This window comes from Metaplanococcus flavidus, assembly GCF_042675885.1.
In the GTDB taxonomy this organism is placed as follows: domain Bacteria; phylum Bacillota; class Bacilli; order Bacillales_A; family Planococcaceae; genus Planococcus; species Planococcus flavidus.
Map to the genome: position 1 here is coordinate 1 of NZ_JBHTKI010000008.1, position 14,293 is coordinate 14,293.

General features: G+C 36.8%; 19 protein-coding genes. 6 read left to right on the forward strand and 13 right to left on the reverse strand.

Annotated features, from left to right (window positions below; translation table 11 throughout):
* Nucleotides 1-258: 258 nt before the first annotated feature.
* From ACFQ1X_RS04980 to ACFQ1X_RS05010, 7 genes are all read right to left on the reverse strand, one after another.
* A complete protein-coding gene (locus ACFQ1X_RS04980) occupies nt 259-774 on the reverse strand; it encodes a hypothetical protein (RefSeq protein WP_144836754.1) in 516 nt (171 codons plus the stop codon).
* A gap of 346 nt (nt 775-1,120) precedes the next feature.
* Entirely contained in the window at nt 1,121-1,462 is a 342-nt protein-coding gene (locus ACFQ1X_RS04985; protein WP_144836757.1) for a hypothetical protein, read from the reverse strand.
* Nucleotides 1,463-1,787: 325 nt separating this feature from the next.
* Entirely contained in the window at nt 1,788-2,369 is a 582-nt protein-coding gene (locus ACFQ1X_RS04990) for a Cthe_2314 family HEPN domain-containing protein (RefSeq protein WP_379081618.1), read from the reverse strand.
* Nucleotides 2,370-2,705: 336 nt separating this feature from the next.
* A complete protein-coding gene (locus tag ACFQ1X_RS04995; RefSeq protein ID WP_379081621.1) occupies nt 2,706-3,209 on the reverse strand; it encodes a hypothetical protein in 504 nt (167 codons plus the stop codon).
* Nucleotides 3,206-4,123 (reverse strand): tetratricopeptide repeat protein, encoded by a 918-nt coding sequence (locus ACFQ1X_RS05000; RefSeq protein ID WP_144836763.1) that lies wholly within the window; start codon nt 4,121-4,123, stop codon nt 3,206-3,208. Before ACFQ1X_RS05000 ends, ACFQ1X_RS04995 begins: the two co-directional genes overlap by 4 nt.
* A gap of 15 nt (nt 4,124-4,138) precedes the next feature.
* Nucleotides 4,139-4,531, reverse strand: coding sequence for a hypothetical protein (locus tag ACFQ1X_RS05005; RefSeq protein WP_144836765.1), 393 nt, complete (start codon nt 4,529-4,531; stop codon nt 4,139-4,141).
* An 85-nt stretch (nt 4,532-4,616) separates the two neighbouring features.
* Nucleotides 4,617-5,300, reverse strand: a complete 684-nt coding sequence (locus tag ACFQ1X_RS05010; RefSeq protein WP_144836768.1) for a hypothetical protein — start codon at nt 5,298-5,300, stop codon at nt 4,617-4,619.
* A gap of 506 nt (nt 5,301-5,806) precedes the next feature.
* On the opposite strand from ACFQ1X_RS05010, the gene ACFQ1X_RS05015 reads away from it, so the two are divergent.
* Both ACFQ1X_RS05015 and ACFQ1X_RS05020 read left to right on the forward strand, forming a co-directional pair.
* The gene (locus tag ACFQ1X_RS05015) at nt 5,807-6,217 is read left to right on the forward strand and encodes a DUF6188 family protein (RefSeq protein WP_379081625.1); all 411 of its coding nucleotides are present in this window, start codon (nt 5,807-5,809) and stop codon (nt 6,215-6,217) included.
* 150 nt (nt 6,218-6,367) lie between these two features.
* Complete coding sequence (locus ACFQ1X_RS05020) at nt 6,368-6,850, forward strand: hypothetical protein (protein WP_144836771.1); 483 nt, start codon at nt 6,368-6,370, stop codon at nt 6,848-6,850.
* Nucleotides 6,851-7,061: 211 nt separating this feature from the next.
* Here the strand turns inward: ACFQ1X_RS05020 and ACFQ1X_RS05025 are convergent, their stop codons facing one another.
* The 6 genes from ACFQ1X_RS05025 to ACFQ1X_RS05050 all read right to left on the reverse strand — a co-directional run bounded on the left by ACFQ1X_RS05025 (nt 7,062) and on the right by ACFQ1X_RS05050 (nt 11,443).
* Nucleotides 7,062-7,730 carry a DUF3885 domain-containing protein gene (locus tag ACFQ1X_RS05025; RefSeq protein WP_144836774.1) on the reverse strand — a complete coding sequence of 223 codons (669 nt, stop codon included), beginning with the start codon at nt 7,728-7,730 and terminating at the stop codon, nt 7,062-7,064.
* A gap of 67 nt (nt 7,731-7,797) precedes the next feature.
* The gene (locus tag ACFQ1X_RS05030; RefSeq protein ID WP_144836777.1) at nt 7,798-8,601 is read right to left on the reverse strand and encodes an SMI1/KNR4 family protein; all 804 of its coding nucleotides are present in this window, start codon (nt 8,599-8,601) and stop codon (nt 7,798-7,800) included.
* Between the two features lie 126 nt (nt 8,602-8,727).
* A complete protein-coding gene (locus tag ACFQ1X_RS05035; RefSeq protein ID WP_144836780.1) occupies nt 8,728-9,291 on the reverse strand; it encodes a hypothetical protein in 564 nt (187 codons plus the stop codon).
* Between the two features lie 339 nt (nt 9,292-9,630).
* Nucleotides 9,631-9,864, reverse strand: coding sequence for a hypothetical protein (locus ACFQ1X_RS05040; RefSeq protein WP_144836783.1), 234 nt, complete (start codon nt 9,862-9,864; stop codon nt 9,631-9,633).
* Between the two features lie 506 nt (nt 9,865-10,370).
* Nucleotides 10,371-10,718 (reverse strand): short-chain dehydrogenase, encoded by a 348-nt coding sequence (locus tag ACFQ1X_RS05045; RefSeq protein WP_144836789.1) that lies wholly within the window; start codon nt 10,716-10,718, stop codon nt 10,371-10,373.
* Nucleotides 10,719-10,948: 230 nt separating this feature from the next.
* Nucleotides 10,949-11,443, reverse strand: coding sequence for a hypothetical protein (locus ACFQ1X_RS05050; protein WP_144836791.1), 495 nt, complete (start codon nt 11,441-11,443; stop codon nt 10,949-10,951).
* 256 nt (nt 11,444-11,699) lie between these two features.
* Between ACFQ1X_RS05050 and ACFQ1X_RS05055 the strand changes: the two genes are divergently transcribed.
* The 4 genes from ACFQ1X_RS05055 (at nt 11,700) to ACFQ1X_RS05070 (ending at nt 14,289) form a co-directional block, all read left to right on the forward strand.
* Nucleotides 11,700-12,704 carry a hypothetical protein gene (locus ACFQ1X_RS05055; protein ID WP_144836794.1) on the forward strand — a complete coding sequence of 335 codons (1,005 nt, stop codon included), beginning with the start codon at nt 11,700-11,702 and terminating at the stop codon, nt 12,702-12,704.
* A 74-nt stretch (nt 12,705-12,778) separates the two neighbouring features.
* Nucleotides 12,779-13,429, forward strand: a complete 651-nt coding sequence (locus tag ACFQ1X_RS05060) for an SMI1/KNR4 family protein (RefSeq protein WP_144836797.1) — start codon at nt 12,779-12,781, stop codon at nt 13,427-13,429.
* A gap of 13 nt (nt 13,430-13,442) precedes the next feature.
* Nucleotides 13,443-13,805 (forward strand): immunity protein Imm33 domain-containing protein, encoded by a 363-nt coding sequence (locus ACFQ1X_RS05065; RefSeq protein WP_144836800.1) that lies wholly within the window; start codon nt 13,443-13,445, stop codon nt 13,803-13,805.
* Between the two features lie 262 nt (nt 13,806-14,067).
* A complete protein-coding gene (locus ACFQ1X_RS05070; RefSeq protein ID WP_144836803.1) occupies nt 14,068-14,289 on the forward strand; it encodes a hypothetical protein in 222 nt (73 codons plus the stop codon).
* Nucleotides 14,290-14,293: the final 4 nt, after the last annotated feature.

A 14,293-nucleotide genomic window follows, 5' to 3' on the forward strand; every position in this document is an offset into this window, starting at 1 on the left:
CAAGCACGCCGCTTTAGCAGCTGCCTAAATTTAAAAAACGGAAAAAATGATCCGAAAAATCGTCTGCACTTTTTAAAAGGGCGATTTATGAAATTGATTCATTTAATTGATTTAGTTGCTTTTGTATGAATTCAACCAACACACTCACTCCATCTATCATATTACAACCACACTTTATTCTTCCTTCAAATATCCTTTCTCTATCAGATAGTCAAAATTCCACATGATCTATGAATCGGAACGTCTCTATATTGCTTTCTAACGTACCGATATTTCAAGCCTTTCACCATCCAATTCCAAAGCTAAAGGTATGTCTTCACTCAGAAACTCAATACAATTGATTTGAAGCTTATTGCCTTTCCAGCCCTTAAATTCAATCATATCCAACTCCACTGGACTTGGAATGGAAGTGACACTTTGCAGATCTGGATGCAGGAGATAGATGTTGTAGTAGTCCGCTACGATAAAGTCGCCTGCTGGGGAGGCTGTTAAGCAACGGTAATCAGACTGTGGTTCATATCCCAGAAGTTCACCGCTCGACCGATTAATTTTGAATAGATAATCAGATGTCAAAACAAGAATCAATTGGTGTTTTACTGAACTGGCGACACTGTGAGGAAATCCCCGAAAGTTGCCATACCATTCCGTCAAATCTTCTTCCGTAAATTTTATCCATGTCCACCCCTGAGTGTTCCATGGACTTGGAATATCATAGATTCGCTCTAAATAATCCCCTGAAAAGGGCTGATCATTTATTTGTGCGTCAATTATCAATGTCACTTTCTCCTTCTTGAACAGGTAAATCCAGGTCGCCTGATACTAGCTGGTTTCTGCCTTATCTGTCAGTGTTCATGAAATATTCATTATAAGTGGTTATTTTTAAAATTTCGGCACTGAGTACTTCTGAATTAACAAACAGTGACATTAAGTATCCTCTTCACCACATGATTAACTTGGAAATTTTGTATATCGTCTTTTATTTCTTTTCCTCATTCGAACGCCCGTTATTTAGAATTCGTTTTTTTAAATATTAATCAACAGTTGACCGATACTATTGATTAAATAAAAAAAAACAAATGTGTGTAAAGGAACTCTTATTCACCTTCTGGTATATCAGGAATTACCACTCTCTCCACTCTTCAGTAATATCTTCTTCCGATTTTAATCCAACTATTTTCGCACCTTCCTCGATAAACTCAGCTAATTCCTCTCTTTCCATTGTTTCAATAAAGTAATCATATTTGTCGTTTAATTCATTTAATTGAATAACAACTTCTTTGACACATTCCAGTATAGCTTCCTCTGTTGGCATATCTCCAAGTTCTTTCAAGCTGCTGATGTAAGAGTCCAAAACCTTATTTGTTGCATGGATATTTTCATCAGTAAAAATATCATCTTCTTCATCCATTCTTTGTTTCCATTCTAACGTTGGCTTGTTTTGTGTTAGTTCTTCAAAAGTCATCATTTCATCCTCCAATTATAATTAATTATCTTTATTAGCTATCTTACCGAATTTATTGATAAAGTAATCTATCTGATTAGTCAATAGTTCATCGCAATAGCGTACCATCGGAAACATGGCTTTTATCAACATTCGACTTTAACAGAGCCTTATTTTTATGAAAACTATCGAAATAAAGAAGGCTTGTGTGCACAATATCAATCATTGGAAAATCTCCAGGAATAGGACTGACGCTTAAGGAAATTAAAAATGAATTCCATTTTCAGTAATCTCCTTATAAGCAGTGCCGATTTGGTTTAGGCTTTCAAGAGTGGCAAGAATTATTCTAGCTGGTTGAAGCTGAATGTTTATACAGGTCTTCAAAAATCGCTCGAATACTCTCTAAAAACCCGATCATTACTTTCTTGATTTCTTTTGATGTCGTGTAATCTCCCACACCAAACGAACCACCTGTTGAAGTAAACTTCACCCCCGAAGTGATTTCGTATGGAGGATGATTATGGGCAATATCATTCCGCATGCGAACCCCCTTTTGAAAGGGAGTGGAATACTTCACTTTATTCAAGGCTCTATTTAACGGCCGATTTTCATTTTTCAAATGAAAAATCGCACTATTGAAACTGATTTGATCCCTTGAATCATTTTCGTCAATTTTAATATCATAGAATTTAAATAATAAATGACCAATTGTTTCACAAAGTGTGTACGCCTTTAAAAAGAAAATATCGGCAAAGTAGATAAAGTTATAGAAGTTGCTGTAATGCTCGTTTTCAAAGTGCGGATGATATTGAACGGATTGCCCTTGTTTTCCAGGAGATATATGCCATTCATCATCAGGAATGCCTTTTTCAAAATAAAACATGCAGTAAGAAAAGTTCAAGTTTACCGATATCAATCTATTTTTCAAGATTGTTTCCTAGTGGTTTATGTCTATGTTTCTGAGTGGCGGAAAAGATTGAGTGCTTTTAAAGTGATAGAAAGCTCTTGAAAGATCGTAGTCATGCAATGGATTTTCTTTTTCAAACGCATCGATGTCAACTTCTGTTATTCCTTCAAATGGTCGAATGTGGATTGCCATATCATCGCCTATCCCTTCGAACTGTATTTTAAATTTTCACTTTAAATTTCGAGTCACCTTATTGAATTATTTCCTTCCATTATACATTTTAAAACGGAAATGATTGGAACCTGTTTTTATATGATAATTAGAAATGAGGAAACATAGCGAATCTTATTTGATAAATCATCTAAGTAAGGTTTTCAAGGTTTCCTCAATATCCGTTTTCAGTTCATTTTTTGACAAATCATAGAGTGTACCTGAACCTTCAGAGTAACCGCCAAAGCAATACCACAAATCAATTGTTTCTGCATAAAAGTCATCATCGGTATTTGGACTGTCATAATCAATGACTATCTGGGAACGATATTCTTTTTCTAAGCATTTTTCAGAAGTTAAGCCCTTTATTTCATCTCCATCAATATCTCGGCATACCCAAACTCTTAGATTGCGTTTCCCCCTGAGTTCGAATGCTTTTTCATACTTTCGTTGGAGAACTTCACTCGATTCATCGCCTATCTTTTCTAATTCCGTTATCTTTCTCCTTAAAGCTTTGTTTATGTCCTTTTGGGGAATTAGAATGTACTTGTCATTAATCTTATTGTGTTCGTCATTCTTAATTATGCCTTTCAATTTATCAAGCAAATTCTTCCCGCCTTTCTTGAAACGCATAATTTTTAATAGTTTCATTTCCCGTGGTATTCTTCATGGTTATGACGAAGACAACCGAACAGGTAACAAGCCGACTTGTAAGAAGGTTCAAAGTCCATTTCAGGGACATGACCAGAAAGGAGAAGGTTCCATACTTCTCTATACTCTTTCTCTTTTTGCAGATGTTCTTCTATGGCTTCCTGTTTATCGGAAATCGTCCAGTCTTCGTCAACTTCTTGTCCTTTGATTTCTTCAAGATCGACTGTGTTCAACGCAATCGCTTTTCTGATGATTTCTTGGGCATCCCGACGCCGTTCTAACTTGAACAGGGCAGACACGTAGCGATTGATCCAACTTGGCTCCCGATAATAGTGGTCCCACCCTTTTTCGAACCACAGGACCGCCAGTTCCTTCTCGCCTGCTTCAAGGTACAGATCCGCTAAGTCCACTGCTCCTACAAACTCCTCGTCCACCTCCGAAAACGTATCTAAAACCTTGATGGCTTCTGCTTTTTTGCCAATTTCAATCAGGCATTTTGCATGGCTGTATAAGGAAAAGTCAGACTGATCCGCAGCCAACAGGAAATAGGCTGCCGCTTCTTCCATGTATCCTAACTGGTAATTCGCAACCGCAAGATTCTGGTAGGCCGCTTTTGTCGGTTCAATGGTCAGCGCTTTCAGCAATAATTCATTCGCTTTGGACCATTGTCCTTGCTTCGTGTAGATTTCTCCCATCAAACTGTATGGAAAATGCGAAGCAGCGCCCAATCCCATGGTTTCTTCTAGCAAATCTAGGGCTTGTTCCGCGTCCTCTTCTTCCGCCCATATGAAACAAGCCAAGTTATTCATGGATTGCACATCTCTAAATTTCCGTGCCGCTTCTTGGAATAACGCCAACGCCTTTTCATATTCATAGTTCACATAGGCTTCATTCGCTTGTTTATTTAAAGTCAAAGATTTCCCCTCCTTTCAATAAGTTTTAGAATAATTCGGTGCCCAGAAACGGTCGTTCCTGATAGCCTCCACAACTAGTTTGAAGTCCTTCTTGACTTCCTTTACATTGTTACCGTCAGATAGAACTATTTGAAGCGGAGAGATGTTTGTCGTCCCTCCATTTTCTGTGCAGGGGAAAATGCGGACTTGTGAAGAGTCGTTCCATGCATAAGCCTCTATTAGCCAATGGGTGCCGAAAGAACAATCTGGAATGAGTTCATCCATATCCAATGCCCGACGATCCTGTTTCCCAATTGGCAAAAATTCATAACATATACACCGAACCCCTTTTTGTTTCTGCTTCTGACGCTTGGCCTCTCTAAGCACATTGTATTTATTTACTTTCTTTTTCTTGATTCGTCTTCTCATTTTACACCTCAGAAATTTAGATTCTGCTTAGCTTCCACTCCAAAAAGCAAAACTTTTAAAAGCCTCTTTATTATAAAAGTCTAATTCATATACTATGATACTCAGTTATTTTCCAAGGCAGCCATATTAAATTTTCTTCCGCTCCTACTAAGTCTTTAAGTACATCGTTCGTGTAGCAGGCAAGCACTTCAGCTGTTTGCTGATTTGGAAACAAGCCCCATTCATTAATAGAAACGGTAGGTTCATGAGCCAAGTAATCCTGAAGAAGGTCATTCCCCAGGAAGGAAAGAAACCATCCCCATCCTTCATAACCTGCAACGTCAAAACCTCGGAAAATCCCTCCACTGCTAACTACTTGCTTTTTTTCTAAGCAATTGACGACCCCATCGCCTTCCTCGATTCCATCATTGGTTTGATCCAACCAATCATAAAATTCTTCAAGGTACTTCTCGTCCAGACTTATTCCAATGAGACTCACTGATGCATCCTTTGGCTTCGCTTCCCGATATCCTTCCCATGCATCCTCAAGCGTTCCGAAAACCCTCGATAACAAGACCTTATCTAACACCGTTTCGGACAAAATCGGTGTTGGCCTTTCAGGCAATCGATTTGCCCAGATATCAAAAAGGTTCGGGAAGACGCCTCCTACTGCCTCATCCATCGAAATGAGCTTCCTTACTCGGAAGCCCCTGCTCTCCAGCTGTTCTTGATAGCTCGCTTGATCGGCGCTTGCTGCTGATAGAAGAAAATAACCACCACTGTACTCCATCCATTACGCCTCCGATTTTGAAAAGTATCTTTATGTATTCCTTTAACTCTCTTTAACTCAGTACTTAAAAAGAGCAACACAGAATTCCAGCCAATTCTTTTACGTTATTTTATGGTGAACTTTTGAATTTGAAACTTTTAATCTATCAAAGGACCCGTAGTGTTAAACTCTTTTTATTCTATCAGACAATTTAAGAATACTCTGGTATCATTTTAGGTCTATTCCAATCGGTATTATTTTTCAAAAGGTTTACTTTTTATTTAGTAAAAGTACAAATAGTAAAAGGAGCAACCTTGTCCCTTTCACTCAATTAAAATGCACGGGTACCCTTGATCCCCACCCGAATTCAAAGCTTATTCCTTTCTTATAGTTTAAGCCATTGTTAAATGTTACTGATTATTTCCATTGTTCCACTAATGCGCCAATTTTGTTGAATAAGAAGTGTTTAAACAAGGTAGAAAACGGTACACTTTAAGTAAGTGATTTTCTTTAGAGGAGGGTTATATATGTATAGAAAACTAAGCAATATTGACTTTAAATCTTTTATTGGCCAAAAGGTCACAGAAGTGAATACAGAAAAAAACGTACCTTTAGGAATGTCTTTTGAAACAGCTGGTTTGATCATCGAATGTCCTTGGAGGTTGCAAGTAGCGAATGAAATTGCTATTGGATATTCTGATTGTCTTCAATCGCCCAAAAGATATTCTCATAAAGATGTCAAGAAAGTTCTAATCGGCAAGCGAATTATGAATATCGTTCATTTTGAAGATATAGCAGATTTGATTATCGAGTTTGAAGGTGGCATTTCTCTTGAGTTGTTCCACGACAGCAATTATTTTGAGGGTTGGCAGCTATTAGGACAAGGAGACAATGGATTTTGCTTAGTTTCTCTACCAGGGGGGTCTTATACGTATTAATATATTCCTTCTTTGTTCAACCATTTACTGATTTAACTAAGGAGAAGCAAAAGTCGTCATTAGAATGGGCTTTTGTTATAAAAAGCAACATGATCGTTTAACAGATCCTAGTTTAAAAAAACGAATAAGAAAAAATCGGAGGACAACTATTTGAAAAAGTTTCGTGGGAAAAAGCGCTATTTCCGTAACTTATGGCGAGAAACAGCTTTGGATCAACACAATTTAGATTTCGGAAAAGAAGGCTGGTTCGATTTATGGCATACCCATCTTGATTTTTGCGGACTTGGAAATAATAGCTTGAAGATGAGAAGAGAACATATAAAAGCTCATATATCTTTGTATACAAATCTACTGGAAAAGCTTCAATCCTTCGGTAAGCCATACCAATTGTGGATTGAATTAAATGTGGATGCAGGTTCGGATGCAGTATATATACACTCTCCTAATCCAAATGAGGACAATTTCCCCGTTAAGATTGAACACATAAATTGGGCGTGTCCAGTACCGAAATATATCCAAGATTCCGTAAATCTCGGTGAATTTTATGTTGGACATCGAAACGGAGAAACGGATAAGTATTATGTCATTCAGTCCAAAGCCGATAGAAGTATATTGAAAAATCCATTGAGTTAACTCTCATCATGAGTTTTTATTTATTATCGTTTCGAATCATGAAGTTCGTGTTTTGAAACCACTTTTGAACAATTATTTAGAAAGCAAGTACCAAAAAAAGAGGAATCCTATTTACGCAGGATTCCTCTTTTTCTCAATTCGTTTGTATTATACTTTAACCATTCGTTCGAACCCATTACCTAAAAGCCAATTTCATTTATCAAGGCACGAGTTACGCAAACAATGCCTTCATTTCTTCACGGTTGTACTCATAGAGCCATTCGAAATATTTTTCATACAACGGGCGCAGAGTCTCTTTATCAGCCGCAATCACTTCACAACCCCGATCATCGTAAATGAAGAAAATAGCACTCTTAGTAACGTTGATGAAAAACACATCAGGATAATACATCCCCTTTTCTTTTCTGAATTTAGGCTTCAAGGGGAAATCTTCGTTACAAGCAGCTTTAATCAGTTGCCTGTAATGCACATCTTGTTTCCTACATGTCAAATGGTACTGAGCTGTATAGTATTCATCCGCTTCCTCTTCCTCATCGAAAACATAGGGAAGTGTTTCCAGTTGAATTTGATAAATCATCTTTTTGCTTTTGACGCTATTTTTATATACCTTGAACGGCTTAGTTCCGCCATTCGCTTTTTTTCGTTGGTAGACATTCGTTACTAGAACCAGCTCATCATCTTCAGAGAAAAGATCGTTAAAAATCGATAAGGTCTGATGATATACCACATCAAACATAGGAAGATTTAGCTCATCATTCTTTATAAACTGATACATCCCCTGAGCAAGTCCGAAATGGATGCCTGTTGGCCATTGAAGATAAAGACTTGGTTTTAATACCATGCCAGGAAAAGTCGTATGTAAGTATTCTTGTAGGTTCATATAGTATGCCTTCTTTCATTTTCACCAAGATTCGATTCCCTAAAGCGGTCTTCAGTTAAAGCGACTCTTATCTTTTTTGACGGAAAAACATTTCCACATAGTAAGCAATTTCATTGTCACGTTTGATAATAGAGATCATCTCTTTTACACCCTCAGAAGAAAATACGCCTCTCTTATAAAATTCATTCGCATAATTGGCTGCAACCTCTTTTATTTCAAGAACAGGACTTTGAAGAAGTTCAATCATGCTTTGTTCTATAAATGTTTCATTGCCTTTCCGATTTTCAGAAAGGTAGTTCAATGCAGGAATAATCTCTCTTTGGTTCGTGGTTGATAAAGCTGATTTAAGATCATCAAGGGACCAATTTCTTTTCCCTTGTTCGTAATCAGTATCGTCAAGTTCTACCTCGTCTTCAAGTTCTGTTTCATTTACATACAAGCCCTCTAGGAATGACTCGAAATCTGAAGCTAATTCAATAATTTGATCGGCTTCAACATCAACATAGATAATTGGCGGTTCTGACTTTTTTTTTCTGTAATCAAACGCAATCCATGTGTGCCCATCCCCAGAAAATACGACTATATTTTTTGGTAATCCCCATTCATTTATTAAATATTCACTTTTCACTACCCCTTCTTCCTCACCAATTCCTAAAATGTGGTCCACATTGATATGGTCATCAGCCCAAGAGGTCGGGACGTCACATGGGAATGCATTATAATAGATGTATCCGCCATTCTGTTTTTTCAGAAGTTTGATATACGACTTGGGGAATTTCACTTGCAGTTTTTCTTCTGCGCTTTCAATTATTTTAGCGGTTAAGGGTACTAATTTATAGGTTTCATCATCTTCTTGCCAAAAATTCTTCATTGCCTTACCACTCCTATGATGTAATAAAAATCTTTTACCAAGCACTTTCCATACTCATTTAGACCTCAAAGCTGATTCCATTTCTGATGGTCTCCTACTCCTGAAATTAATGCCGAAAATCTTTTGTTATTCAGTGTCACTACTCTCTAAATCAAGCGAGTAATCTGCCGATATGTATGGTGTAACTTTTTTAGGTGAGTTGTATTTTTCATTCTTCGTAAATATTGTAAGGCCGACCTCATATACATCAATGAATGTCTCCACTTTATCAAAGTCAAGGTTTTTAAATTCAGTCGGGCTATCCCAATTTCTTGTTGGGACTATATCCTCTTCAGAAATGTCTTCTCCAAAGAAAATAAAAACTTCCACTCCATTTAAAACTAATTCAACCGTATTGGTACAAACCCATTCTAATTTGTCAGCCGAATCAATTTTGATGATATAACCGTCCGAAGAAAATTTATAGTGAGAGATATTCTTCTCGGAAATACTCGTTTCAATATGTTTAAAAACCACAGATTCGAGTACGAAATAAACAGGGAAACTACTGATGTTTTGGATCAGCGTAAAAAGAAAATCCGTGTCCATGTCCCTGATTCCAACTGCAATTGATTGAAACATATCTTTTGGAAGGACAAACGCATTTGTTAGACTAACGTCTGGATATTGGACAAAATATTGCTTTTTCAATTACTTCCCTCCTACGTAGACTTATAAGTGAATGTAACTTAATTGCTATTAAGTTACATTCAAAAAGTTTATGTAATGGTGGTTCTTGTTTTAATTAAGGAATAAAAAATTCTTTTGCTAAGAAACTTTCTATCTATTTCTATTCTTTACTGTTATAAAAATTGCTGCAATTAATATCACTAAAATTCCTACAAGAACATACGTAAGTGGGTGTACGACGACAAAGTAACTATCTTGTATCTGATAGTTTTCACTTCCAATGTGCATTTCTCCCCCTCCAAAATTATGAAAGTACTATTTCTTTTATCTTGAATTTAATTCAGTTGTTCAAGTAAAAACCTATTCAATCACACCATACTTTTGCAACCACATGCCAGTTACGATGGCTATTGGTGCTAAACTTAGAAAAAAGAGAAGAAATTTTGCTAACTCTAGCGGAAGTAACGTAAAAATTGCCGAATAAGGATCTTTTCTCGCTTTTTCTTGGCTTTTCTTATCCATTTTGTAAGCAGAGATAATACCAGAAATCCCTACAAACAAAAGAAATGCAGATAATAGTATTTCAAATAGCATTATTTTTAACCTCGTTTCCATACTTATAAATTAATATTCTTTCTTCAACCTATTTATCATCAATTCTAAAGCTTCTCTGGCATGATCGATTAGAAATTTTCTTATTTCTATGGGTGTTACACCTTCCCATTTTGAACGAGGCATACCTATGTCAATTGTTATATATCTGTATTTTTTACTAAGCCTTAGTTTCTCGCAACCTTCAAAGTTAAAATACCACAAATCGCCGTCAACTCTGAGGGCAAGATCAAATTCATCCACTTCAGCGCAACATTTTTATCACAGTATCGTTCTAGTAATCTATTCATCTCTGTAAGATGGGGACCAACAGCTTTATATGACTTGGCACCCCCCATTTGGGCACTTAACGTTATATAAGGATTATCGTTAATTTCTATTTGAATCACCTGCTTTTATTATAATAGCTCTGTTAAACTTGGAGATTGGAATTTATAAGTATACCTTCCGTAGCTATTGAAAAAATCAACTAAAGATTCTTATAAACTTCAAATTCCATAGTGTATCATGTGCTTCTTCTCTTTTATTGCCTGTTGAATTTTTATAGCCAATTCATTAAGTCTCTCAGAATTCTCGAAGTCTCTTGATGAAGTGACTACATTAAAAAAGAATGGTAATGAATTAGGTGGAATGAGCGTTACTCCATAATAGGCTAAACCAAATTCTGGACGATCCAATGAATGAAAGTATGTTTCCATTGCAAGTAAATTCTCATATAGACTTTCAACAATATCACCGTCAATTGAAATGCAATTATACTTCTCTGGACTATATCTATCGAAATTTTTCTGACTATCAATATGATCAATTAACCCGAATTCGTGTGTTGAAGACAAAAGAATCACCTCTTATAATTAATAGCCTAACGCATAATAATCCATCAAGGATAAGTAACAAGCGAATCCAAGATTTCAATACTTATCTTTTAGAAAGTCAATCTAGTAGTAACCTCGTCATTTTGACTTCCTTATATTCAGATCTGATATGTACAGTGTAAAAAAGGTGTTTCTTCAAGTTCACTTGTTATTATTGTTTCAGCAAATCTTTTAAAAGACAACGTTCCCAATTATGGATTTACCAATTCCCCACCCTTTTTTTTATAAAGCTGCAATGACGCCCCTGTTTCGGTTCTCGGATAATAATTTACTTCACAGTAATAGATACCTTCCTTCACACCTTGATAATTTGGAGGAAATGTTACCATATGGTTGTCAAAGTCTATCGAAGTGTAGTTCGTCTTACTACCCTCAAACAGAAAAACTTCACAGTCTCCTTTATATTGTTCTGTTTTATTCGCCAGCACATTTGGTAAATCAAGCAATAGATACACAAATAGCGATCCAGATAACAGAAGAAAGAACGGCAAGGCTATTATAGTTAATGCGTCAATTTTAAATGAACTCCCATTTTTCTTTTTCTTTTTGTATAAGTACGTATATAAATCAAAACCACTACAAGCATAATGAAAGATAAGACCATCCCATAATAATAATCCGACAACTCCGACATTTTCTCTCAACACCTTCTCGAATAATATATCTAATACGTTTTTCCAACCCATTTAGTTCCACTTTAAACGATGCCCCTATGACCGACACGTAAGGTTTACGTTTGTTCATTAGAACACCTTGGCTCTTTAAAAAGCCGATTAGAAGCATAACCTATTAGAGGCAAAAAAGAAAATGCTAATAGGTCTACTCTTTTACATCTATCAAGATGTCGTGCAATTATTTTAACAATAGATTGTAAGAAAACAGGTGAAACTGATATACAATGTACTTACTAATGCCCTAAAAAAAGCCCAAGGAGGCAATTCAATGTTACCGTCGTCTAACGTTTGCGAAGCATGCAAAAGAAATCCAATAGGTGTCGAGGAGGAATCCGATGTTCCGACACAACCTTACAAATTATGTGAAGGCTGTCATGAGAGGCTAATGAGTAACTCTTTGAAACCAGTTGAATGGTACAACTTAGCAGTCCTTCATTCTTCGATGAGTTTTTTGCTGCACGATGACTTCTATGAAGAGGATGGCGAAGCGACACAGCCAGAGGAAGATGTTGTTGTAACTGATCAAGATCTCGCTCCTACCCTAGAAAATGTTTTGGAAGATATGGAGGCACTAATCGATTTTGCTATCACCAGATGGTATCTGGAAGCTGATGTAGTAAATGCTCTTAAAGAACATGACAAAACTGATATGTTCAAATCCATTAAAACCCGTTTCTCCCAAACAGACTCAACCGACATCAAAGCGCGGTTAATTGAAATCACTTCCGAGGTTCTTGAAGGACACGCAGAAGAATGGATCAGAGAGTTATGGACACATTACGATGAAGAATTGCTAGTAACGCTTTCAGAAGCAACTGCTAACTGTTTGCCCGATCAAGAAGGATTGCAGCTTGTCCTAGAAAAGCTAGAAGCGCTCAATGACAAGGAAAAAAATATCTTTGCTGCATCTTGCCTGTACCATTTCCGCTCACCCAATGTGCTTTTGTGGATTGAGAAAAACTGTAAGATTTTCCACGATAATTGGGGACGACTCGCAGCTGTCAGCTACCCTACATGGGAGACCATGAAATCATGGTTAAATAAGGGCAGGCCGTTAAGTTTGGTCGCTTTAGACGCCATGGAGGCATGTGCAGATGAAGACAGACTACCGATCATCGCAAAATACAAGCCGCAAATACTTGGAACTAACTTCTCTGAAATTGAATCAGTAATTAATAACTATCTTCAGCGTGATGCTGTTCCCCGCGTCAAAAACAAAAGTGAGTGGATACTAGAAGATAAAGACATCATTTTTACCAGTAATGAAAGTTAAGAAATACCCTGACATGAACCGTCTAATTTTTTATAAGAAAAACATATATTACAAGCAGTGAATGGAGTGATTATATGGATTACCAACTGATTAGAGATAGGATTGATAAATTGGTCGCCAGAGTCAACGAAATCGGTGGAGAAGTCCAAGAAGTCATTATCGAAGAACCTGCTTCACTTGAACAAATTCTTCAGATAGAGGAACAGCTTGGAATGAAACTTCCCCATAGTTTCAAAATGGTTCTCACCGAGTTTTCGAGCAATTTTAGTCTGCGTTGGTTTCTTCCTGAAGAACTAGAACCACCTGAAGAGTTTAAATTTATCTACTGCGGCATGCCACATTGGGGCTTGGAACTGCTGCCGCAATTTGAGGAAGACCGCTTAGGATGGATAGAAACGGTTTTTCCTAATCCAAGCGATGATTATGATGCAGTTTGGCATCATAAATTGGCTTTTTGCGAGGCTGGTAACGGTGATTACTTGGCTTTTGATATGGCCAAAGGGGATGATGCACCAATCGTCTACTTAAGCCACGATGATGGCGAGGGACATGGATATGTAATGGCAAATAATTTTTTAGAACTCATCGAGAATTGGTCGAAGATTGCTTTTGTCGGGAACATAGATGACGATTGGTTACCTTTTACGACTAGTCCTGAGAGCGGAATAATCGGTGACGGAGAAGTCGCGAAACGATTTAGATCATGGATGGGGTTAAATAGTTAAAGGTGGAGACTAAGTGATTAAAAAAGTGAAACAAAAATTCATTTGCAGAAAGTATGGCGCAGATTTTCTGTCAACGGACAACAAAGCAAGAATAGGGGTAGCTGAAAACGTCAATCAAGGTTTACTCCCAATCAATGGACTTCGCATCCCTCCTGATGAAGGTACTTCAGGCTGGTTCATTTGGGCAGGAGAGGAATGGTGTGAAGATGAAAACTTTTTCCTTTCCCACCATGTACAACACCTCGATGAATGGAGCTGGTCTGAAAACATCAACAAGTACCTCGGTTTAGCACCTGGTTGGCGCTTTTTGATTTCTGGGGATTACGTAGATGTTTGGTTCGATGAGAAATTAATAAATACCACTTCACGTAAATGATAAAACTATGTGAATTAACTATTATGATTAAAGCCATTTGCTAAAAATCATATGCTTAATATCTTTAGATTATACATGGGTAATAATAACAATGATAAATAGACCTCTACTTCATAATTGAATTAGAGGTCTATTTTTTTATTTCATCTTAGTTTTGACCTAAAAAAAGTGCATCTATTAACTTCATCTTTCTTAATAATATTTTGATAATCAATTATGCCATATAGTATAATAAAGAAAATATGATCAAGGGGTTGTTGATATGGATGCTCTTGTAGTTTCACAAGTGATTATCATCATATTATCACTCTACCTTATCGTTAAAGTCGCAAACAAATTGCCAAAACCCATCGCTTATTCAATTTATGCATTTATGTTAACTGCAACTGCTTTGATATTCTTTATGAACTTTTATTATCCAGAAACCCTAGTCGAGTGGGTAGACACTGTTGAAGGTTGGCAGGAAATCCTAAAAAGAAGTTAAGAAG

Coding starts and splice junctions, on each gene's coding strand:
- ACFQ1X_RS04985 (WP_144836757.1), bottom strand. CDS start 1,462: ATGACTTTTGAAGAACTAACACAAAACAAGCCAACGTTAGAATGGAAA.
- ACFQ1X_RS04995 (WP_379081621.1), bottom strand. CDS start 3,209: ATGAAACTATTAAAAATTATGCGTTTCAAGAAAGGCGGGAAGAATTTG.
- ACFQ1X_RS05005 (WP_144836765.1), bottom strand. CDS start 4,531: ATGAGAAGACGAATCAAGAAAAAGAAAGTAAATAAATACAATGTGCTT.
- ACFQ1X_RS05010 (WP_144836768.1), bottom strand. CDS start 5,300: ATGGAGTACAGTGGTGGTTATTTTCTTCTATCAGCAGCAAGCGCCGAT.
- ACFQ1X_RS05015 (WP_379081625.1), top strand. CDS start 5,807: ATGTATAGAAAACTAAGCAATATTGACTTTAAATCTTTTATTGGCCAA.
- ACFQ1X_RS05025 (WP_144836774.1), bottom strand. CDS start 7,730: ATGAACCTACAAGAATACTTACATACGACTTTTCCTGGCATGGTATTA.
- ACFQ1X_RS05030 (WP_144836777.1), bottom strand. CDS start 8,601: ATGAAGAATTTTTGGCAAGAAGATGATGAAACCTATAAATTAGTACCC.
- ACFQ1X_RS05040 (WP_144836783.1), bottom strand. CDS start 9,864: ATGCTATTTGAAATACTATTATCTGCATTTCTTTTGTTTGTAGGGATT.
- ACFQ1X_RS05050 (WP_144836791.1), bottom strand. CDS start 11,443: ATGGGTTGGAAAAACGTATTAGATATATTATTCGAGAAGGTGTTGAGA.
- ACFQ1X_RS05055 (WP_144836794.1), top strand. CDS start 11,700: ATGTTACCGTCGTCTAACGTTTGCGAAGCATGCAAAAGAAATCCAATA.
- ACFQ1X_RS05060 (WP_144836797.1), top strand. CDS start 12,779: ATGGATTACCAACTGATTAGAGATAGGATTGATAAATTGGTCGCCAGA.
- ACFQ1X_RS05070 (WP_144836803.1), top strand. CDS start 14,068: ATGGATGCTCTTGTAGTTTCACAAGTGATTATCATCATATTATCACTC.